The sequence below is a fragment of the Bradyrhizobium sp. BRP56 genome, assembly GCF_020194035.1.
Lineage (GTDB): Bacteria > Pseudomonadota > Alphaproteobacteria > Rhizobiales > Xanthobacteraceae > Bradyrhizobium > Bradyrhizobium australafricanum.
The window spans coordinates 100991-120612 of the sequence record NZ_JADYVV010000017.1 but is presented as its reverse complement, the minus strand read 5'-3'; the positions used below and the strand labels follow the sequence as shown (position 1 = coordinate 120612).

Here is a 19622-nt window from a genome sequence, read left to right as displayed (position 1 = left end):
AAAAGTCCGGCAACCACCCGTTAACCCATTCGGCGGCTGCTGTCGCCATTTAAGGCGACAACAAGATTTCCCGTTGCATGACGGCGCATTGGAGCGGGACATGTCATTTCGACGGGGAAACGACGCAAGGCGGCGCTGGCGGCTATCGGCAAAGCTGCTGATCGCGGCGTCGGTTGCGACCGTCCTCGGCTTCTCCGCGGTCTGCGCTGGCGTGATGTTCGACATGCGCCGCGGCGAGGAGGAACTGGCCCGCCGCACCCTGGAGAATCTGGCGTCGGGGATCGAGGCCGACATCAGCCGCAACATCGAGCTCTACGACCTGTCGCTGCGCGCGGTCGCCAGCAATCTCGAGATGCCGGAGATCCGCAATATCAGCAAGGAACTGCGCCAGCTGATCCTGTTCGATCACGCCGCGACCGCAAAACATTTCGGCGCGATCCAGGTGTTCGACACCAAGGGCAATTTGACCATCGACGCGGCGAGCCTCGATCCACGGCCGGAGAACCGCAGCGACGAGGAGTATTTCACGGTCCAGCGCGACAATCCCGATGCCGGCCTTTACATCAGCCGGCCGATGCTGCATCGCGGCGCCTACGCCATCGTGCTGAGCCGGCGCATCGTCGACGACGAGGGCCGCTTCCTCGGCGTCGTGGTCGGCTCGATCCGCTTCAGCTATTTCCACGATCTGTTCGGACGGCTGAACCTCATGCCGGGCGACACCATCACCGTGCTGCGCAACGACCGCACCATCATCATGCGGACGCCGTTCGATCTCGACGTGATCGGCAAGAACCTCGCGCAGCAGCTGGACTGGAAGGCCGAGAACCTGAAGGTGGGCGGCGCCTTCTCCGGCAAGGGCCCGGTCGACGACATACCGCGGCTCTATGTCAGGCGCAGCAGCTCCGGGCCGCTTTACGTGGTGGTCGGCAAGCCGCTCGAAGCCGTCTTCAACCTCTGGCGCACCGAGGCCATTCGCATCGGCGCGATCATGGCGTTTCTGATCCTGTTCGTGCTCAGCGCAACGCTGGTGCTCGCCCGCGAGATCGTTCGCCGCGCCGACGCCGAGGACAAGCTCGAGGAGATGGCGACCACCGACGCCCTCACCGGCCTGAAGAACCGGCGCAAGTTCGACGGCGAGATCGAGCGCGAATGGCGCCGTGCCGGCCGCTACGGCCAGCCGGTCGCGCTATTGATGATCGATGCCGATCATTTCAAGGCCTACAACGACACCTATGGGCATCAGGCCGGCGACCAGGTGCTGGTCGGGATCGCGATCTGCATTTCGGACGCGGTGCGCCGGGCCGGCGATTGCCCGGCGCGCTTCGGCGGCGAGGAGTTCGCCGTGCTGCTGCCCAACATGACCGCGCTCGAGGCCTTCAACCTGGCCGAGACCATCCGCCACAAGGTCCAGCAATGGTGCGCGGGCGAACTGATCACGACAGTCAGCATCGGCGTCGCCAGCATGCGGCCGACCGCGGGCCAGCAATGGTCCGATCTGATCGAGGCCGCCGACAAGGCGCTCTACGCCGCCAAGGCCAACGGCCGCAACCAGTCGGTGCTCGCAACCGTGCCGAAGATCGCGCTGGTGGCGTGAGGGGCCAAGCGGCTGCAAAATGCCGGGCTTCACGGGCAATCAGTTAGACGCGAAGCCCTCTCCGCATCGTCGTCCCGGCGAAGGCCGGGACCCATAACCACAGGCCCTCGTCGTCGAAGCGAGCTGTGGCCCCAGCGTCGCGCAACAATGAGCATTTGGGGTAATGGGTCCCGGCCTTCGCCGGGACGACACTGAGTTTGTTGCGGCGTCGAAACTCATACATCGGCATTCTGAACGCTGCCCCGCCGCTGCGGCGCCGCCTCAGCCCCGCCACTTCTTCTTCGGCTTCTTGCCGAACTTCGGCTTCGCCGACACGTCCAGCCACTGCGTGGGTCCGGCGTGGCTGGACTTGCCCGGGTGCTTCTTTTTCTTTCCGAACCGCGGCTCGTCGCCGGATTTCGGCCTGAAGCCTTTTCCGTCCCGATCGGATCGGAACGAGTCCCTGGATTGCTTTTTTGACGCGTATTCCTGACGCGAACCGCTCGCGGCTTCGCTCGAAAACGCTCTGGCCTCGCGATCCGGCTTGCCGCGCCGCTTTCCCGCCCCCTCGTCGCGTGGCCCCTCGGCGCGCGGCGCGCTGTATCCGCCGTCGCCATCGTCGCGCCAGGACTTGCGCACCGGCTTCTCGCGCACCTCGCCCTGCGGCGCGCCCGCCAGCGGCTCGATGCGGATGCTGTCCTCCTTGTCCGGACGCTTGATCTTGACCGCGAAGGAATCCGCGACCCGCGAGGCGATCTCGAACTCGGTGGTCGTGTCCATGATCTTGATCGCGCCGATGTCGCGCTTGTCGATGCCGCCGCGGCGGCAGATCATCGGCAGCAGCCAGCGGGCTTCGGCGTTCTTCCGGCGTCCGATCGCGGCCCGGAACCAGACGGTCGCCTCCTCCATGCCATGACGCGCAGAGGACTTGCCGGTCTTCGATCGCGGCCCGGCGGCACGATCATCGCGGCGCGAGGCGCGCTCGCCGCGGCGATCGTCGCGGTCCCGGCCGCGTCCCTCGCCGGGATCGAGAATGTCTTCGGGCGCAGGCAGCCGCGCGCGGTAGAGCCGGGCGAGCGCTGCGGCAATCGCCTCGGGCGCGCGTTCGGCGAGCAAGGCCTGCGCCAGCGCCAGATCGTCTGATGTCGCCTCCTCGGAGAACACCGCATCCTGCAGCAGGCGATCATGGTCGAGCTTGCGGATCTCCTCCGCCTGCGGCGCAGAGCCCCAGACCACATCGATGCCGGCGAGATCGAGCAGCAATTCGGCGCGCCGCCGCCGTGCCGGCGGCACCAACAGGATGCTGACGCCCTTGCGGCCGGCGCGGCCGGTGCGGCCCGAGCGATGCTGCATGACCTCCGGGTCTTTCGGCAGATCTGCGTGAATGACGAGATCGAGGCTCGGCAGGTCGATGCCGCGCGCCGCGACGTCGGTCGCGACGCAAACCCGCGACCGCCCGTCGCGCAACGCCTGCAGCGCCTGGGTCCGCTCGTTCTGGGTCATTTCGCCCGACAGCGCGGCGACGGAGAACCCGCGCTCGAGCAGCGCCGCCTGCAAATGCCGGACGGCCTCACGGGTGTTGCAAAACACCAGCGCGCTCGGCGCCTCATGGAAACGCAGCACGTTGACGACGGCGTGCTCGACGTCGTCGGCAGCCACCCGGATGGCGCGGTACTCGATATCGGCATGGCCGCCTTCGTCGCCCGCGACCTCGATCCGGAACGCCTGCTCCTGATACTGCTTGGCAAGCGCGACGATGCCGCGCGGGAACGTCGCCGAGAACAGCAAGGTGCGGCGGGTGTCCGGCGTGGTCTCGAGGATGAATTCCATATCCTCGCGGAAACCGAGATTGAGCATTTCATCGGCCTCGTCGAGCACGACGACCTTGAGTTCCGAAATGTCGAGACGGCCGCGCCGCAAATGGTCGCACAACCGGCCGGGCGTCCCCACCACGATGTGGGCACCCTCGGCAAGCTCGCGCTGCTCGCGGCGCGGATCCATGCCGCCGACGCAGGAGACGACGCGGCCGTCGGCCTGTTCATAAAGCCAAGCAAGCTCGCGCTGGACCTGCAAGGCGAGCTCGCGCGTCGGCGCGACGATCAGGGCCAGCGGGGCGGCGGCCGGCTCGAACCGCTCGGCGCCGTCGAGCAGGTCCTTTGCCATGGCCAAGCCGTAGGCAACGGTCTTGCCCGAGCCGGTCTGGGCTGAAACCAGGAGATCGCGGTCCACAGCGTCGTCCGCGAGCACGGCGAGCTGGACCGGGGTCGGTTGATCGTAGTTGCGCTCAGCCAAGGCGCGGGCGAGCGGCGAACTTGTGGTCGGAAAGGGCACGAGATGGGAAACCTTGATTGGTCCGGGCGCAGAACGTCGAGCGGGACGACCTGGAGCTGCGTACCCGGCAAGCGGCACAGCCGCATGACGATTTGGGGTGCTTTACGCCAAGAAGCGCCAAATCGCCATGCCCCATCGCAGAAAAGCTGGCGCGCGGATCAAGCGGGCTGCCCGATCGGGGCCGTAGGGCCGGTCAGCGCGATGGCGGGTGACGGCTTCGCCTGATCCGCAAGACTGTCGGATCGGCGAGAGCCGCCGCTACTTGCCGCCTTGGCGCATTTGAGAGGTCAAGAGGGACGAGAACGGGACGAGCGCCGTTGCAGGGACTCCCCGGACGCGGCATCACTTCGCCTTGAGCGCCTTCTCGTGGCTCTCGAGCGCCGCCGTCATCAGCTTCGGCAATTGCGCGGCATAGACCTCGATGAAGGTGGCATCGCCGCAGGCCTCCGGATCGCGCGCGGCCTGCTCGGCGATGCGCGCGGCCCTGGCCTCGCATTTCGCGAACATGTGCCAGAACCAATCGGCATTCTTGCCGAGTGCCGGCTTGTTCTTCTTGATGACGGCGGCGCCGACCGCGCTCATCGCGCTGACGACGCCGGCGCCCAGCGTGCTGATGGCGCGCGCGTTAAGGATGTCCTCGCGCCCTTGCGCGGTGGCGTTGGTGGCGGTCGCTCGTCCCTTGGCCGGCATGCTGTGAGCTCCTTCGATCCCTGCGGCGGATGCAGCATCGGCCGCGGAAGTTGAGGAAAGCTCAAGGGGCATGGTTGAGAACCGCTATGGATTTCATTCCGGTTTTATGCGCTTCCGAGCGATCGAGCCTGGAGGGGAGTTTTGCCCTCTTCTCCGCGCGGGAATCCGTCAGGCGTCGTTACCCTTTGGCGCCGTAGCGGCGGATCAGCTGACCGGCCACATCGTCGAGATCATTGCCGACGACCTGCGGCTGCGGGCCGACGCCGAGGACATCGTTGCCGGGACGCTTGATCAACGCGGCCTCCCAGCCGGCCGCGACCGCGCCCAGCGTGTCCCAGGTGTGGCAGGCGATCAGGCAGAACTCCGAGGGCTTCGCCCCGAGCTCCTTCTCGACATAGCCATAGGCCTGCCGCGACGGCTTGTGATGCTTGACGCCGTCGGCGGAGAAGCGCCGCTCGAACAGATCGACGATGCCGCCATGGGTGAGCTGCCGGGTCTGTACCTCGAGCAGATTGTCGGTCAGCGTGAACAGGCGCAAGCCCGCCGCGCGCAGCCTGCGCAGCGCGCCGGGCACTTCGCCGTGCGGCGGCATGGTGGAGAATTTCTCGGTCAGCTCCTGCTTGTCGGCATCGTCGATCCTGATGCCGCGGGTGTCGGCCAGCATCTTCATGACCGCGGCGCCGATATCGGTGAACGGCACGTAACACCCCGCGACGGTGAGCGAGGCCGAGTACATGATGAAGTTGGCGAACCACAGCCGCATCGCGCTCTTGTCGTTGAAGATGCGCGCGAACACCGGCTCCATGGTCTCGAGGTCGAGCAGGGTTTCGTTGACGTCGAACACGATCAAGGGAAGTGCCGCCATTTCGTTGGACTCCTGTTGGTCTTTGTTTTGAGCATGATCTTTTCGGAAAACCGCTACGCACTTTTCCGGATCATGCTTTGGTGGTCTCAGCCCCTGTCCTTCATCCGGCTGCGGTGCGCAGCCTGCTTGGCGCGGTTGCCGCAGATCGCCATGCTGCACCATCGGCGCGCACGCGCCCGCGTGTGGTCGGCGAACATCAGCGTGCAGGCCGGGCCCTCGCACGCCTTGATGTCGGAAAAGCTTTCCTCGCAGACGACCCTGGCCATCGCTCCCCCGATCGGCAGCAGCAATGTTTCGGCCGAGCGCCAGCGCCGGGTCCGCTCCAGCGTGAAACCGTCATGGCCGCCATCGCCGTCCTTGTGGCGATGCGCCACGATCCGGCTGAACGCCTGATCGCTTTCCAGCAGCCGGTTCAGCGGCTCGATCTCCTTGAGCGCACGCGGCGCCAGCGGCCGGCCCATATGCTTGCGGACGAAGCCGCGGAACCATTCGCGCAAATCGCGGGCCTGACCGGCGACGTCGTCGAGCTCGCCCGGCGTCGCGCGCGCCTTGAGCTCGTCGAGCACATCGGGCGGCACCAGCTGCGCCTGCGCGAGCCAGCGCAACAGGCCGTCGCCATCGGCGATCCAGTCGACCGGCGTATCGACCGGCGTCGCAATCGAATTGATGAAATCGAGGCCCAGGCTGTCGGCGATGAACATCGCGGGCGGATGGGATTGCACGGTGACGCCCTCCTGGCGGCTTTCTGACGGCTTCCTCAGTCGCAAAATAGTAACCTTATAAAATTCATTTGACAAGTTACGCGCATTGGATCATAAGCGCAGTAACCTCTCAAACTGCATTTTAGAGGTTACAGTCAGAACCGGCCTGAAACGAGGGAGCGGACGATGTCGAACAAGGATGTCAGCGTGGTGCTTGCGCATGGCGCGTGGGCCGATGGCTCGAGCTGGGCGCGGGTGATCACGGCGCTCGATGCCGAGGACATCAGGGCGGTAGCGGCGCCGCTGCCCCTCACCTCGCTCGCCGACGACGTCGCCGCGCTGAACGGCACCCTGGACCGCGTCGCTGGCCCGGTGGTGCTGGTTGGCCATGCCTATGCCGGCGCCGTGATCGCCGAGACCCGCTCGCCGCGCGTCAAGGCGCTGGTCTATGTCGCGGCGCTGGCGCCGGATGAAGGCGAGACGGTCGCCGACGTATTCTACCGCCTGCCGCCGCATCCGTTCGCGCCGCAGCTCGCGCCCGACGCCAATGGCCTGATCTGGCTGCCGGAGTCCGCTTTCGCAGCGGCCTTCGCGCAAGGCGCCCGGTCCGAGGACCTCGCGGTGCTCGCCGCGGTGCAGCGGCCGATCTCGCCGGCCTGCATCACCGTGCCGGTCGGCCGCCCGCTCTGGAAGGACGTCCCGAGCTGGTTCCTGGTTGCCGAGGACGACCGGATGATCGCGCCCGAGACCCAGCGCAGCATGGCGGCCCGGATGCGGGCGACCGTGCGCTCACATCCCGTCGATCATACCCCGATCGTCACCGCGCCGAAGCTCGTCACCGACATCATCCGGGAAGCGGTCGAGAACGTTACAGAGCACTGACCTCTTCCCACGATTTCGGACAGGAGAGCTGCCATGCAGGAAAAACGCCTCTCGGCCGACCGGCTCGGCGCGTTTTCCGATGCGGTGATCGCCGTCATCATCACGGTGATGGTGCTGGAGCTGAAGGCGCCGGAGGGCCTCGCGGTTCGCCGACCTGCTGCCGCTGTGGCCGACCGCGATCAGCTACGCCGCGAGCTATCTGTTCATCGCGGTGATCTGGGTCAATCATCACCATCTGCTGCATCTGGTGCGGCAGCCGACGCCGCGGTTGATCTGGCTGAACTTCGTGCATCTGTTCGCGGTTTCGCTGCTGCCGTTTGCCACCGCATGGGTCGCGCGATCGCACATGGCCGCCGCGCCGGTGGTGGTCTATGCGGTGATCTTCCTGCTGATCGACCTCGCCTATCTCGCCTTCGAGCGCGCGGTGCTGGCGCAGGCGGACCAGAGCCTGATCTCCGAGCGCGTGCGGACATGGACGCAGCGTCGCACCTTGCTCGCCGTGCTGGTGTTCGCGGCCGGCGCCGCCATCGCGCCGTTCATGCCGCTGCTGGGCTTTGCCACCGTGTGCTGCGCCCTGCTGCTCTATCTGCGTCCCGAAGCGATCAGCGGGCTCGCGAAGCAAATCAAATCCTAAGTCCCGGAACTCACCAACGCACGATCACAAGGAGTGACAGATGTCCAAGGTCAAATACCGCATTGCCGATGTCGACGGCTTTAACATCTTCTATCGCGAAGCCGGTTCGCCCGGCGCGCCAAAGCTGCTGCTGCTGCACGGCTTCCCGAGTGCGGGTCACATGTTCCGCGATCTGATCCCGCAACTCGCGGACAAATTCCACATCGTGGCGCCGGATTTGCCCGGCTTCGGCCAGTCGGACATGCCGCCGCGCGACAAGTTCAACTACACTTTCGACAGCATCGCCGGCGTCATCGATCGCTTCACCGAGGTGATCGGCGTCGATCGCTTCGCGGTCTATGTGTTCGATTATGGCGCGCCGACCGGCTTCCGCCTGGCGGTCAAGCGTCCGGAGCGGATCACGGCGATCATCTCACAGAACGGCAACGCCTATGAGGAAGGCCTCAGCGACGGCTGGACCCCGATCAAGGCCTATTGGCAGGATCCCTCGCCGGCGAACCGCGACGCGCTGCGCGCCTTCCTGACGCCCGAGACCACGCGCTGGCAGTACACCCACGGCACATCAGATCCGCAAACGGTGTCGCCGGACGGGCAGAACCTCGATAATTACTACATGGCGCGGCCCGGCGCGCACGACGTGCAGCTCGATCTGTTCGGCGACTACAAGAGTAACGTCGCGCTCTACCCCACCTTCCAGACTTACTTCCGCACCCACCAGCCGCCGTTCCTCGCGGTGTGGGGCAAGAATGACCCGTTCTTCCTGCCGCCGGGCGCCGAGGCCTTCAGGCGCGACAATCCGAAGGCGGTGGTCAAATTTTTCGACACCGGCCATTTTGCGCTGGAGACGCACGCCGCCGAGATCGCGCAAGCCATCCGCGAGTTCCTGAGCCGCTGAAGGTGGCGGCAGCGACAACTCCATCCGCGTCATTGCGAGCGAAGCGAAGCAATCCATAGCTCCGCACAACGGAAGGATGGATTGCTTCGTCGCTGTCGCTCCTCGCAATGACGGGCTCACATCCACTCAGTCACGCCGACCACTCCAAGGAAGTACACATGACCCAATCCGTCGCCATCGTGACGGGCGCCAGCTCCGGCATCGGACGCGCCACCGCGCTGCGGCTCGCGCGGGATTTTTCCGCCATCGTGCTCGTCGCGCGCAGCGGCGAGAGGCTGCGCGAGGTCGGCAACGAGATCGAAGCCAGCAGCAGCACGCCGCTGGCGCTCGAGCTCGATCTCGCCGCGCCCGATGCCGCCGATGAAATCGTCAAGGCCACGCTGGATCGCTTCGGCCGCATCGACGCGCTGGTCAATGTCGCAGGCTCAGTGCCCGGGCTCGATCTGTTCGAGCTGACCGACCAGCAATGGGACGCCGGCCTCGCGCTCAAATTCCACGGCGCCAGGCGGCTGACGATCCGCGCCTGGGACGCGCTGAAAGCGTCGCAAGGCGCTGTCATCTTCACGTCAGGCAATGCCGCCGTGCTGCCCCGCGCCGGCGCCGCCGCGGTGGGCACGATCAACGCCGCGATCGAGGCACTTGCAAAAGCCTTCGCCGAGCGCGGCATCGACGACGGCGTGCAGGTGAACTGCGTGTCGCCGGGCGCCGTGATGACCGGACGCCGCCTCGCGATGCTGGAGAAGGCCGCGGCGGCCAGGCAGGTCGATATCGATACCGCCAAGGCCGGTTTCCTCAGGCAGGCCGGCATCAGACGGTTCGGCACGCCGGAGGAGATCGCCGACCTCGTCGCCTATGCCGTGTCGCCGCCGGCGCGCTGGATGACCGGCACCGTGCTGCGCATCGATGGCGGCGAGATCAGGACTGTCTGACATCGCCGCGCTATTGCCGATGCGCGCGCGGTCATGCTTTCGGCCCCTGCGCGGCGCGTGCCGCGAACATCTCGAGCAGGCGGCCCCAATCGCCTTCGGTATCGAAGATGCGGCGCATCTCGGCGGCGCGGGCGCCGTAACGGTCGAGCTTGCGGTGCTCGAGCTCGACGCGGGTGGCGTCCTTGCCGTCGGCAATGAAGCGGACCTCGATCTCGGTCTTCAGGTTCGGATCGTACTGCCAGTCCGCGGTGATGTCCCACGACAGCACGAGGCGCGACGGGGGCTCCCAGAGCAGCACGCTGCCCCAATCGCAGGTGCTGCCGTCGTCGCCGCGTTCGTACCAGCGGCCGCCGACGCGCGGCTCCATGATTGCATCGACCGCATTGGTCTTGCCGATCTTGTAATGCGCGAGCGGCCACCACGTGCCCATCTGCTCGGTGAAGACGCGCCAGGCCACCGCCGGCGGCGCCTCGACGTTCATCGCCTTGCGGACGCTGTAGGGATCGTAATTGTCGGAGGTCGCTTGCATCGTCATCGGGATCTCCTCTCTTTGGCGGCTTCGCGTTCGGCCGCTTGCTTGAAGGCGGTGAGTGTCTTGTCCCAGAATCCGTCGAGCCAGCCGCGCAGGCTCTCCAGTCCGCGGGTGTCGATGGCATAGAGCCGCCGTGTGCCTTCGATCCGCACCACGGCAAGGCCGGCGTCCTTCAGCACCCGAAGATGCTGCGACACCGCCGGGCGGCTGACCTTGAGGCCGTCCGCGATCTCCTGCACCGATCGATTGCCCTCGCGCAGCCGCTTGAACACCATGCGACGGGTCGGGTCTCCCAGCGCGTCGAGCGCGCGTTCTGCGCTGATCATGATCGTGTCGTCCGTTGTCGGATTTAACGTAAGTCTACACTTACGGTAAGTCAAGGCGAACGCTCGGTTCCAAATGAAACGGCGCGGCTCCGATCGAAGCCGCGCCGTTCAAGTCGTCTTGCCGCAAGTGCAGGCGCTTACGCCGCCGTCACGCGCCAGATCACGTTGCCGACGTCGTCGGCCACCAGCAGCGAGCGGTCGGGGCCGAGCGCGACGCCGACCGGGCGGCCGTACGACACCTTCTCGTCGGGCGCGAGGAAGCCCGACAGGATGTCGCGCGCCGGCCCTGCGGGACGGCCGTCCGCGAACGGCACGAACACCACCTTGTAGCCTGACAGCGTCGAGCGATTCCACGAGCCGTGCTGGCCGATCACCATGCCGTCGGGAAAACCCGGCAGCGTGCCCTGCGGCATCCAGCACAGGCCGAGCGAGGCGGTGTGGCCGCCGAGCGCGTAGTCCGGCTGGATCGCCTTGGCGACCAACGCCGGATCCTGCGGCACGCGATCGTCGACCGTCTTGCCCCAGTAGCAATAGGGCCAACCGTAGAAGCCGCCGTCACGCACCGAGGTCAGATAGTCCGGCGGCGTCTCGTCGCCGAGGCCGTCGCGCTCGTTGACGACGGTCCAGAGCACATTGGTGGTCGGCTCCCATGCGATGCCCACCGGGTTGCGCAGGCCGCCGGCGAAGATGCGGCTGGTGCCACCTGCGAGATCGAGCTCGTAGATCGCGGCGCGGCCTTCCTCGACCGCAAAACCGTTCTCGGCGATGTTGCTGAGCGAACCGACGCCGGCATAAAGCTTCTTGCCGTCGGCGCTCGGCAGCAGGCTGCGCGTCCAGTGCCCGTCGGGCTTGAAGCTGACGAGCTTGCGTCCCGGCGCGGTGATGCGATCGGCGCCCGCGGTGTAGGGAAACGCCACTACGCCGTCGGTGTTACCGACATAGAAGGTGTCGCCGACCAGGGCCATGCCGAACGGCTGGCTCAAACCCTCCATGAAGGCGCCGCGACTTTCGGCGACGCCGTCGCCGTCAGGGTCGCGCAGCAGCGTGATGCGATTGGCGCTGACGCCGAGCGCCGCGGCGCGCCGCATCGTCGCCTGCATCGCGTAGTGGAAGACGCTGCGCGGCTTTCCTGCGATCTGCGTCGCCTCCGCGATCAGCACGTCGCCGTTGGGCAGCACATTGATCCAGCGCGGATGATCGAGCCCGGCCGCAAAGGCGTTGACCTTGAGCCCGGGCGCGGCGACCGGCTTCTGGTCTTTGTCCCACCCCCGCGCCGTCGGCATCTTGAGCGTCGGGATCGCGCCCTGGGGTTTGGCCTGCGGGATCTCTGGCGCGCTACCCCAGGCGGGCGCGGGCTGCGCGCCCTGCATCCGCCGCCACGCCAGGGCGCCGGCCCCGATCGCCGCGACGACGCGGGCAAAAACTCCAGACGTGCTCATGAAACTTCCCCTGTAATTGCGCAGTGTTAGCGCGCCTTGTCATTCCCTTGCCGACCGGCCGCGGCCCGCAGCAGCATTCGCATAATGCCGGCCCTGATGACAGTAGTTATACGATCTTCGCAGCCGCGCACGAATCGGGGAGACTGGCTGCACGCTCCCTTGTCAGGGCGCTTTCCTCCCTGAGACCTTGCCCGCCGCAGTGGCGGGCTTCCTTTTACGAACCGCCCCGGCTTTTCGAGGCGCCGCTCGCGCATCCGCCGTTATAGCCATAGAAGCATAACGCGCCGGCGACGGATGCATCCTGCCGGGCAGAGCCCGGCAGTGCCCTCCCGGAACACAAGCCCCTTCACAAGAACCTGATCCCACGCTCGCGCAGATTTGCCTTTGCGAGATGCATGGCAGATCAGGAACGCCGCTCCATGGCGGTCGTTGGTCGGGACACCAGCAAGGAGAGTGTGAATGCAACGAAAGACCAAGATATTGTCCCTCGCCGCGGCGTCCCTGATCGCAACAACGGCAGGCGCGTTCGCACAAGGCTACTATCCTTATGGGAACCCTGGTCCGAGATATTACGGCGGCCCCCGCTATCAGGCCGTGCAGCCTGACGTGATGTACTCTCCAGCGGAGCCGGGCTGGTACGGTTCGTTCAACGGCACCAACCACCCGACGCCGAGCTCGACCCAGGGCGACGTGGGTCCTGAAGGGAACAACAATGGTACGCTGACCGGCGTCTACAGGCGCTGGTAGGCCCGCGAATTTGAGGCCCGTCGCTCGGCTTGAGCGGCGGGCCTTTTTGCTGTTCCACGTTCCACGTATGCAAACGTGGCAACGTGAGGTCCGATTTTTCTGCTGAGCCGTTACTTCACCATCGCGCCGTAGACGATGTCCTGCACATTCTCGCGATAATATTTGCGCAGCTCGCCCGGCGCCGCCGTTCCCACCACGACGACAAGGCGCTCCTTCGGATCGCAGAAGAACTGGGTGCCATAAGCGCCGTTCCAGGTGAACTCGCCAGGATTGCCCGGCACCGACGACAATCCCTCGCCGGTCCGCACCGCGACCGACAGCCCGAAGCCGAATCCGCCGCGATGCGGTTCGACCGCCGCGACGTTGTTCTTGATCTCGGGCCCGAGATGGTTCGACGTCATGTGATGCACCGTCTTGGGGCTAAGGATGCGCTTGCCGTCGAGCTCGCCGCCATTGAGCAGCATCTGCCCGAAGCGCAGATAGTCGCCGACGGTGGCGAACGAGCAGGCGCCGCCGCAATCGAACCTGGTCGCCGTATCGAGCAGCTTGATGGCTTGCGGCTTGCCGGTGAGCGGATCGTTGGGGAACGGACGCGCCAGCCGCGCGCGCTGCGCCTCGGCCGGATGGAACGTCGCATCCTTCATGCCGAGCGGCTTCCAGACATTGGCCGCGAGATATTCGCCAAGCCGCTGGCCGGAGACCTTCTCGACCACGGCGCCGAGCACGTCGATCGAGAAGCCATATTCGAACTCGGTACCGGGCTGATGCACCAGAGGCAGCTGGGTGATCCGGTCGATGAAGGCCTGGGTATCGCCCTCGACCGCCGGCGCGGTGCCGTCGGGATAGAGCCGCGCCAGCGCGCTCGAACTGTCGGGCCGGCCGCCATACATCAGGCCGGAGGTGTGGCGATAGAGATCGTGGATGAAGATCGGCTGCGCCTGCGGCTCCATCTTCAGCGAGCCGTCGACCTGCTGCACGCCGACCTTCATGTCGGCGAACGCCGGATAGAACTCGGCGACCTTGGCCTGCAGCGGCAGCTTGCCCTGCTCCATCAGCGTCAGTCCTGCAACCGCCGCCATCGGCTTGGTCATCGACGCCAGCGCGAACACCGCGTCGATCGGCATCGGCGTGCCCTTCACCGGATCGAGCTGGCCATATGCCTTGTAGCGCACGAGCTTGCCGTCGCGCGCGATCGCCACCACCGCGCCGGGCACGCGCTTGGCCGCGATCTCGCGCGCGAAGAAGTCGTCGAGCCGCGCCAGCCCCTGCTCCGAGAAACCGACCTGGTGCGCCGACGTTTCCGGAAGCGGCGCGGCGTGGGCGATGCTGAAAGCAAGGCTAGTGGCGGCGGCAGCCGCGGCAATAACGGTTTTTCTCATTGTTTCCTCACCGGGGACCGCGGGCGATTTGTTATGGCCTTCGTTGCCCGCAGCTCGCAGGATTAGATCACGCCGGCAAGGGCGACAAGACTTCGCGGCGCGCGGCCGCGTCACGCCGGTGCATGCCTTGCTGCGCGAAGAACGGCTCGACCTCGAGCTCGAACGTCTTCAGTGCCGCGCCGATCGCCTGGTGCATGTCGAGATATTTGTAGGAGCCGAGCCGGCCGCCGAAAATGACGTTGGGATGCGACGCCGTCATGGCGTGATAGGACGCGAGCATGGCGCGGTCGGCGGCGGTGTTGATCGGATAATACGGCTCGTCGCTCCGGCCCGCGAAGCGGGAATATTCGCGATAGATCGTCGTCCGGCCTTGCGCATGCGCGCGCTCCGGATGCAGATGCCTGAACTCGTGGACGCGGGTGTACGGCACCTCGGCGTCGGCATAGTTGATGACCGCGGCGCCCTGGTAGTCGGCGACGTCGTGCACCTCGCGCGCGAAGTCGACGGTGCGCCAGCCGAGATGGCCGCAGGCATAGCCGAAGAAGCGGTCGATCGGACCGGTATAGACCACGAGCTGCCGCGGATTGATGTGGTCGGCGACGTCGAAATAGTCGACGCCGAGCCGCACGTCGATCGCGGGATGATCGAGCATCCGGCGGAAGATCGCGGTGTAGCCGCCTGCCGGCATGCCCTCATAGCGATCGGCGAAGTAGCGATCGTCGAAGGTGAAGCGGACCGGCAGGCGGCCGATGATGTCGGCCGAAAGCTCACGCGGATCGGTCTGCCACTGCTTCTGCGTATAGCCGCGGATCAGGAGGTCGTAGAGCGTGCGGCCGACCGAGGCGATTGCCTTGTCCTCGAGATTGCCAATCCCCGCGGCGCCGTGCGCGGCCGCCTCCGCCGCGATCACGGCGCGGGCCTGCTCGGGCACCATGACGCGTCCGAACGCCGCGCACACGGTCGCAAGGTTGATCGGCATCGAATAGACGCGGCCCTTCGCCACGGTGAAGACGCGGTGACGGTAGCCGGTGAACTCGGTGAAGCGGTGCAGATAGCGCCAGACGGTCTCGGAATTGGTGTGGAAGATATGCGTGCCGTAGCGATGCACCTCGACGCTGCTGTCGGGGTCGAGCTCCGAATAGGCGTTGCCGCCGATATGCGTACGGCGGTCGAGCACGCAGACGGAGCGGCCGAGCCTGCTCGCCACCTGCTCGGCGATCACGGCGCCGAAGAAGCCGGCCCCCACCACGACGACGTCGAAGCCATCAAGCTGCATGCGCACTCGCCCTCATGTCGGATCGCGACGGCGCCCGACGCAGCTTCAACGTGACGACACGGCCGTTTCCGGCGAAATAAATCCGCCCATCAGGATAATTCCGAGCCCGGAACGGCCGGCTCCGCCGTTCAACTGACAGCATGCAAGGCGACGGAAATGCCCGCGCGAGCAGCCACACCATCAAGCGCGGAGGTCCCATGTCCGTGATCTGCGTCCTGTATTCCAGCACCACCACCTATGATTCGCTGCGCGGCATCCTGGCGATGGCTGCCGCCGAGCTCGACCGGCTCGGGCACGAGGTCAAGATGCTCGATCTGCTGGCGCCGGATTTCTCGGCCCGGCTCAACGCCCTGCTGCCGCGGCGTGCCGAGACCATGGCGCTCGGCTTTTCCGGCATCGGGCTCGATATCCACACCAAGGACGGCAGGCTGTTCTGGGACGTCGCCCAGATTCCCGTCTTCACCTGGTTCTGCGATCACCCCTGCTACTTCGCCAGGCGTCACGGCCTCGCGAGCCGCTACACCGCACATGGCTACGTGTTCCCGGACCACGCCGCATTCAACCGCGATCATCTGGGGGCCAATGGCGCCGTGTTCGCGACCCATATGGGCATCCCCGATCCCGGCTTCTTCGGCGGCCTGCCGCCCGAGCAGCGCAACGGCCGGCTGATCTTCGCCAAGTCCGGCTGGAATCCGCTGGCGCTCGAGCGCGGCTGGCGCAAGACGATGCCGCCAAAGCTGTTCGCGCTGCTGTTCGACGCGATCGCCGAGGCGCGCGGCAAGGCCTGTGGCGCATTTCCGAAGATCATCGTCGACGTCGCCGAGCAGCATCTGGTCTATCTGAAGCCCGGCGGCGACCTGTTCAACGTGATCCTGACCCGGCTCGACAACTACACACGAGGCGTCCGCACCCGCGAGGTGGGCGCGGTGCTTGCCGACTATCCGGTCGACTTCATCGGCGGCGGCTGGAGCGATCTCGACGTCAGCGGGCGTCCGGCCCGCGTGCTCGGCGCGATGACCTTCGATGCGATGCGCGAAGGCCTCGGCAGCTACCTCGCCGCGGTCTCGCTCAATCCCAATATCGACCTGTCGGTGCATGACCGGGTGTTCTTCGCGCTCGGCGCCGGCACCGTGCCGGTGTTCGACGCCAACCGCTTCTCGGCCGCGGAGATGCCGCATCTCGCCCGCTTCAGCTTCGGCCAGGACGCGATGAGCATCGCCGCCGCCGTCGAGGCCGTGCTGGCCGATCCGTCAGCGGCGCAGGCAGCGGCCGCGACCACCTTGCGCGAGCTCTATCCGCGCTTCTCGATGCAGCGGTCGGTGCAAGACATCCACGAGATCACGATGTCGATCGCGGGCGCAGCCGGCGCCAGTTTGTTGCCGGCCGAGCCGGTGCCGGCCGGCGTCTGGACGCCGAAGCAGGCGGCCTGATCGCGCACCATTTCCGTGGCCGCGTCGCGCCCGCTACGCTACCATGCACCCTCCGATCGGGGCCAGCATGAATCGCCGCGCGTTTGTCTCGGGACTGGCCGTTGCCGCGGCGCTGGCGGGCTTCGCCTTGCCGGCTGCGGCCGACGGCAAGCGGGTGGCGCTGGTGATCGGCAATGGTGCCTACAAAAGCGTGCCGGCGCTGTCCAATCCGCCGAATGATGCCGGCGATATCGCAGCAGCGCTGAAGCGCCTCGGCTTTACCGTGACGCTCATCACCAATGCCGGCTTCGACGAGATGCGGCGCGGCCTGATCGCATTCGGACGCAATGCCGCCGGCGCCGACATGGCTGCGGTGTACTTCGCCGGCCATGGCATGGAGATCAACGGCGACAACTGGCTGATCCCGGTCGATGCCGAGCTGAAGCGCGATACCGACGCCGCCAATGAAGCGATCAGCCTGCAAAGCGTGATGCTGCAGGTCGCCAACACCGCAAGCCTAGGCCTCGTCATCCTCGATGCCTGCCGCAACAATCCGTTCGCGGCAAAGATGAGCCGCTCGCTCGCCACCCGCGCCGCCGCCGGCAGCGGGCTCGGCCGCATCGAGCCGGTCGGCAATGTGCTGGTCGCCTATGCCGCGCGCGACGGCACCATTGCGCTCGACGGCGACGGCCGCAACAGCCCGTTCGCCGCGGCGCTGCTCCGCAACATCGAGACGCCGGGCGTCGAGGTCACCTTCATGTTCCGCAACGTCCGCGACGACGTGATGGAGGCGACGCGCAACGCGCAGCAGCCGTTTGTGTACGGCTCGCTGTCGCGCAAGGCGATCTATCTCGTGGCCGCGCCGCCGGCCGACGCCGCCGCCACGAAACAGGCGAACGCTGCGCCGGCAGCCGCCGCATTGTCGACGCCATCGGCGACGCCAGCCGGCGCGATCGATCCCGCGCTGGTCGGCACCTGGGAGATCATGGTGCCGGGTGGTCGCGGCCAGTCGCGCTGGATCTGGCGGATCATGGCCGACGGCACCTACCAATTCCACGCCGAGCCCTCCCGCGCCGCGCGCCCGCACGAAGGCACCGTCAGCTTTGCCAACGGCCGCTGGACACTGCATGCGCTGCGAGGACTGAGGAACTACAGCGACGGCGGCTCCTACGAGGTCCGCGACGCCATTGCCGTGATCACCGGCAAGCTCGGCACCGGCTATTGGAAGCGGAGTGGGGAGTGAGGCTGCCGTCCTCTCATAAGTCCAGTTCACCCGTGGCCGGATAGACCACCGTGCCGTCGCCCTGGACGACGGCGCCCTCGGTGAGACGGGCGGGCTCGAGGCGGCCCTCCCCCATGATGTGGACGACGGTCTCGCCGGATGCGATCAGGTAGTCGGCGACGATGCGGCGGTGGCAGCGCCACCACACCGCTTCCGAGCACATCATCGCACAGCGTTGCTCATGGCCCTCGTCGCGCAGATGCTGGAGTGCTGCACGAAACTGCGGCGACAACGCATAGTCGGCGTAGTTGTGAAAACTCTCGTTGCTCCAGAATCCATTGACGGACGGCGCTACGCTTCGCGCCTTGCCGCGGAGCCCGCCGAGATCGGCCAGATGCTCATACGAGATGCCCGCGGCCTGAAGCGGCTTGGCAGCGTCTCCTTGTTGAACTGCGGATTGGTGCGCGACCGCGGCACCGTTCGGATGTCGACGATGCGCTCGATCGTGGCCACGCCGACGAGGGCGATGAAATCCTCGAGACTGCGGGTGGAATGACCGATCGTGAAGAACGGAAGCGCCACGTCTTTGCTAGGCATGATGCAGCGCGCTGCCCTTGTGGGCCGCGACGTGATCGGTCTTGTCGCTCTTGATCTCGTACTGCGGATCGGCCTCCGAGGCGCGGTGGGTGTGCCCCTTGTAGTCGAAATCGCTGGTGTGGACCGCGATGATGGTGCCGGAGACGCGGCCGGCCTCGGAATTCCAGCTGACGTGATCCCCGACCTTGAATTTCCCGGCCATCGTTGCAGGCTCCTTCAGGCGCGAAATTGATCGTACGATACGCCGCCAATCGACGGCACAGCACTAAAAAAGCCCGCCGGCGCAAACGAGCTCACAGCCGGCCAAGTTCCTGCCTCGCGTTGGGGGTTCAACCGCAAATTGATGGTCCGCGTTGCGGCATCCCGGAAGCTTGCCGCCGCCGTCCGGAATTCGATAGCGGGATTGATTGACGAAGCGATACCGGCAACGCATGCAGCAAGTTACAAGTTCTATGGCTCAACGCGCAAGCCTAACGGAAAGCTCGGTCAGATTCCCTCGTCACTTACGTGGATCCGCGGAATCAAGTTGCCGCCCTGCTCAGATCTTCTCCTTTGAGGGCCACCGCGGATCCAATGCCGACATTGGTCACGATTGACCTCGCCTGCAACATCGACATGCTCAGAGGACGAATGCGATCGACCGGGCAATATCTGACAATGCCGACCAACGGCGTCGGCGCCTGCGGGACGAAGACAGCCACCCAGTCGTTCTCGAGTGTCTCGAGGAGATATCCGAGCTGCCAGCCACCCTCGACCTTCACCAGCACTGGCTTGAACTCATCGCTGGCGCCTTCGGGCTGAGCAAGGCCTTGAGCCATACTCTTCACCATCTGGTACTGCGGAAGGCTGCCAAGAAATGATTTTTCGACCCATGCGCTAATCCGGGAGCCGGCTTTGGTTCGCGCGACGATGCCGGCGAGGAACGACACCAGGATCAATAAAGCCACTGCCACGACTGTAACAATTCCAATGCCTGCGACCCTTCCGATCTGGTCGAAATGAAGGGCATGAGACACCGGAAGCGCGGCCTTCACCGCCAGACGCATCGCGTGGCTGAGAATCGCCAGTACAAGAGCGACGGGCAGGAGAAACAGTGCGCCTCCGATTAAGGTCGTTTTCAAAAACTCCTTCATTGCCGCGGCCTCTCCATTTGCACACGCCGTTTGAAACCGGGCCTTTCGCCAACAGCCGAAAG

At 66.0% G+C, this 19622-nt stretch carries 18 protein-coding genes and 2 pseudogenes; 8 read left to right on the top strand and 12 right to left on the bottom strand.

From position 1 onward, the window contains the following. Positions 1-100: 100 nt before the first annotated feature. Positions 101-1594 (top strand): sensor domain-containing diguanylate cyclase, encoded by a 1494-nt coding sequence (locus tag I6F38_RS14870; protein WP_225160864.1) that lies wholly within the window; start codon positions 101-103, stop codon positions 1592-1594. A 261-nt stretch (positions 1595-1855) separates the two neighbouring features. Here the strand turns inward: I6F38_RS14870 and I6F38_RS14865 are convergent, their stop codons facing one another. From I6F38_RS14865 to I6F38_RS14850, 4 genes are all read right to left on the bottom strand, one after another. Next, positions 1856-3904 carry a DEAD/DEAH box helicase gene (locus I6F38_RS14865; protein ID WP_225160863.1) on the bottom strand — a complete coding sequence of 683 codons (2049 nt, stop codon included), beginning with the start codon at positions 3902-3904 and terminating at the stop codon, positions 1856-1858. A gap of 342 nt (positions 3905-4246) precedes the next feature. Continuing rightward, positions 4247-4594 (bottom strand): hypothetical protein, encoded by a 348-nt coding sequence (locus I6F38_RS14860; protein WP_076827336.1) that lies wholly within the window; start codon positions 4592-4594, stop codon positions 4247-4249. A 178-nt stretch (positions 4595-4772) separates the two neighbouring features. After that, the gene (locus I6F38_RS14855) at positions 4773-5459 is read right to left on the bottom strand and encodes a haloacid dehalogenase type II (RefSeq protein ID WP_225160862.1); all 687 of its coding nucleotides are present in this window, start codon (positions 5457-5459) and stop codon (positions 4773-4775) included. An 86-nt stretch (positions 5460-5545) separates the two neighbouring features. Continuing rightward, positions 5546-6160, bottom strand: coding sequence for an ABATE domain-containing protein (locus I6F38_RS14850; protein ID WP_225160873.1), 615 nt, complete (start codon positions 6158-6160; stop codon positions 5546-5548). A gap of 186 nt (positions 6161-6346) precedes the next feature. Between I6F38_RS14850 and I6F38_RS14845 the strand changes: the two genes are divergently transcribed. The 4 genes and pseudogenes from I6F38_RS14845 to I6F38_RS14830 all read left to right on the top strand — a co-directional run bounded on the left by I6F38_RS14845 (position 6347) and on the right by I6F38_RS14830 (position 9500). Further along, on the top strand, positions 6347-7042 hold the full coding sequence (locus I6F38_RS14845) for an alpha/beta hydrolase (RefSeq protein WP_225160861.1): 696 nt from the start codon (positions 6347-6349) through the stop codon (positions 7040-7042). A gap of 33 nt (positions 7043-7075) precedes the next feature. Then, positions 7076-7676: pseudogene (locus I6F38_RS14840) on the top strand (TMEM175 family protein). A gap of 40 nt (positions 7677-7716) precedes the next feature. Continuing rightward, positions 7717-8571, top strand: coding sequence for an alpha/beta hydrolase (locus I6F38_RS14835; protein WP_225160860.1), 855 nt, complete (start codon positions 7717-7719; stop codon positions 8569-8571). A gap of 158 nt (positions 8572-8729) precedes the next feature. Then, positions 8730-9500: an SDR family oxidoreductase gene (locus I6F38_RS14830; RefSeq protein WP_225160859.1), complete on the top strand. Its 771-nt coding sequence runs from the start codon at positions 8730-8732 to the stop codon at positions 9498-9500. A 31-nt stretch (positions 9501-9531) separates the two neighbouring features. Here the strand turns inward: I6F38_RS14830 and I6F38_RS14825 are convergent, their stop codons facing one another. From I6F38_RS14825 to I6F38_RS14815, 3 genes are all read right to left on the bottom strand, one after another. Then, positions 9532-10035, bottom strand: a complete 504-nt coding sequence (locus I6F38_RS14825; protein ID WP_225160858.1) for an SRPBCC family protein — start codon at positions 10033-10035, stop codon at positions 9532-9534. Further along, the gene (locus tag I6F38_RS14820; RefSeq protein WP_092080338.1) at positions 10032-10358 is read right to left on the bottom strand and encodes a metalloregulator ArsR/SmtB family transcription factor; all 327 of its coding nucleotides are present in this window, start codon (positions 10356-10358) and stop codon (positions 10032-10034) included. Before I6F38_RS14820 ends, I6F38_RS14825 begins: the two co-directional genes overlap by 4 nt. A 137-nt stretch (positions 10359-10495) precedes the next feature. Continuing rightward, a complete protein-coding gene (locus I6F38_RS14815; protein ID WP_225160857.1) occupies positions 10496-11797 on the bottom strand; it encodes a sorbosone dehydrogenase family protein in 1302 nt (433 codons plus the stop codon). A 459-nt stretch (positions 11798-12256) separates the two neighbouring features. Here I6F38_RS14815 and I6F38_RS14810 point away from each other — a divergent pair, with 459 nt between their 5' ends. Then, positions 12257-12544, top strand: coding sequence for a hypothetical protein (locus I6F38_RS14810; protein WP_075969423.1), 288 nt, complete (start codon positions 12257-12259; stop codon positions 12542-12544). Positions 12545-12654: 110 nt separating this feature from the next. Here the strand turns inward: I6F38_RS14810 and I6F38_RS14805 are convergent, their stop codons facing one another. Together I6F38_RS14805 and glf are read right to left on the bottom strand one after the other, a co-directional pair. After that, the gene (locus I6F38_RS14805) at positions 12655-13923 is read right to left on the bottom strand and encodes a serine hydrolase domain-containing protein (RefSeq protein WP_225160856.1); all 1269 of its coding nucleotides are present in this window, start codon (positions 13921-13923) and stop codon (positions 12655-12657) included. A gap of 67 nt (positions 13924-13990) precedes the next feature. Beyond that, positions 13991-15199 carry a UDP-galactopyranose mutase gene (gene glf / locus I6F38_RS14800; protein WP_225160855.1) on the bottom strand — a complete coding sequence of 403 codons (1209 nt, stop codon included), beginning with the start codon at positions 15197-15199 and terminating at the stop codon, positions 13991-13993. A 197-nt stretch (positions 15200-15396) separates the two neighbouring features. Between glf and I6F38_RS14795 the strand changes: the two genes are divergently transcribed. Then, the gene (locus tag I6F38_RS14795) at positions 15397-16629 is read left to right on the top strand and encodes a hypothetical protein (RefSeq protein ID WP_225160854.1); all 1233 of its coding nucleotides are present in this window, start codon (positions 15397-15399) and stop codon (positions 16627-16629) included. 67 nt (positions 16630-16696) lie between these two features. After that, entirely contained in the window at positions 16697-17851 is a 1155-nt protein-coding gene (locus tag I6F38_RS14790; RefSeq protein ID WP_225160853.1) for a caspase family protein, read from the top strand. Between the two features lie 13 nt (positions 17852-17864). On the opposite strand, the pseudogene I6F38_RS14785 reads toward I6F38_RS14790, so the two are convergent. The 3 genes and pseudogenes from I6F38_RS14785 to I6F38_RS14775 all read right to left on the bottom strand — a co-directional run bounded on the left by I6F38_RS14785 (position 17865) and on the right by I6F38_RS14775 (position 19560). Then, positions 17865-18427 (bottom strand): annotated as a pseudogene (locus I6F38_RS14785) (DUF488 domain-containing protein). Next, positions 18420-18629 (bottom strand): DUF2945 domain-containing protein, encoded by a 210-nt coding sequence (locus I6F38_RS14780; RefSeq protein WP_028333694.1) that lies wholly within the window; start codon positions 18627-18629, stop codon positions 18420-18422. The pseudogene I6F38_RS14785 and the gene I6F38_RS14780 overlap by 8 nt, the downstream one beginning before the upstream one ends. A 319-nt stretch (positions 18630-18948) precedes the next feature. Next, positions 18949-19560, bottom strand: a complete 612-nt coding sequence (locus tag I6F38_RS14775; protein ID WP_225160852.1) for a DUF502 domain-containing protein — start codon at positions 19558-19560, stop codon at positions 18949-18951. Positions 19561-19622 lie beyond the last annotated feature (62 nt).

What these genes read in the sequence shown, in the direction of transcription:
- I6F38_RS14870 (WP_225160864.1), top strand. Translation starts at nt 101, where the DNA reads ATGTCATTTCGACGGGGAAACGACGCAAGGCGGCGCTGGCGGCTATCG.
- I6F38_RS14860 (WP_076827336.1), bottom strand. Translation starts at nt 4,594, where the DNA reads ATGCCGGCCAAGGGACGAGCGACCGCCACCAACGCCACCGCGCAAGGG.
- I6F38_RS14855 (WP_225160862.1), bottom strand. Translation starts at nt 5,459, where the DNA reads ATGGCGGCACTTCCCTTGATCGTGTTCGACGTCAACGAAACCCTGCTC.
- I6F38_RS14850 (WP_225160873.1), bottom strand. Translation starts at nt 6,160, where the DNA reads ATGTTCATCGCCGACAGCCTGGGCCTCGATTTCATCAATTCGATTGCG.
- I6F38_RS14845 (WP_225160861.1), top strand. Translation starts at nt 6,347, where the DNA reads ATGTCGAACAAGGATGTCAGCGTGGTGCTTGCGCATGGCGCGTGGGCC.
- I6F38_RS14835 (WP_225160860.1), top strand. Translation starts at nt 7,717, where the DNA reads ATGTCCAAGGTCAAATACCGCATTGCCGATGTCGACGGCTTTAACATC.
- I6F38_RS14830 (WP_225160859.1), top strand. Translation starts at nt 8,730, where the DNA reads ATGACCCAATCCGTCGCCATCGTGACGGGCGCCAGCTCCGGCATCGGA.
- I6F38_RS14825 (WP_225160858.1), bottom strand. Translation starts at nt 10,035, where the DNA reads ATGACGATGCAAGCGACCTCCGACAATTACGATCCCTACAGCGTCCGC.
- I6F38_RS14820 (WP_092080338.1), bottom strand. Translation starts at nt 10,358, where the DNA reads ATGATCAGCGCAGAACGCGCGCTCGACGCGCTGGGAGACCCGACCCGT.
- I6F38_RS14815 (WP_225160857.1), bottom strand. Translation starts at nt 11,797, where the DNA reads ATGAGCACGTCTGGAGTTTTTGCCCGCGTCGTCGCGGCGATCGGGGCC.
- I6F38_RS14810 (WP_075969423.1), top strand. Translation starts at nt 12,257, where the DNA reads ATGCAACGAAAGACCAAGATATTGTCCCTCGCCGCGGCGTCCCTGATC.
- I6F38_RS14805 (WP_225160856.1), bottom strand. Translation starts at nt 13,923, where the DNA reads ATGAGAAAAACCGTTATTGCCGCGGCTGCCGCCGCCACTAGCCTTGCT.
- glf (WP_225160855.1), bottom strand. Translation starts at nt 15,199, where the DNA reads ATGCAGCTTGATGGCTTCGACGTCGTCGTGGTGGGGGCCGGCTTCTTC.
- I6F38_RS14795 (WP_225160854.1), top strand. Translation starts at nt 15,397, where the DNA reads ATGTCCGTGATCTGCGTCCTGTATTCCAGCACCACCACCTATGATTCG.
- I6F38_RS14790 (WP_225160853.1), top strand. Translation starts at nt 16,697, where the DNA reads ATGAATCGCCGCGCGTTTGTCTCGGGACTGGCCGTTGCCGCGGCGCTG.
- I6F38_RS14780 (WP_028333694.1), bottom strand. Translation starts at nt 18,629, where the DNA reads ATGGCCGGGAAATTCAAGGTCGGGGATCACGTCAGCTGGAATTCCGAG.
- I6F38_RS14775 (WP_225160852.1), bottom strand. Translation starts at nt 19,560, where the DNA reads ATGAAGGAGTTTTTGAAAACGACCTTAATCGGAGGCGCACTGTTTCTC.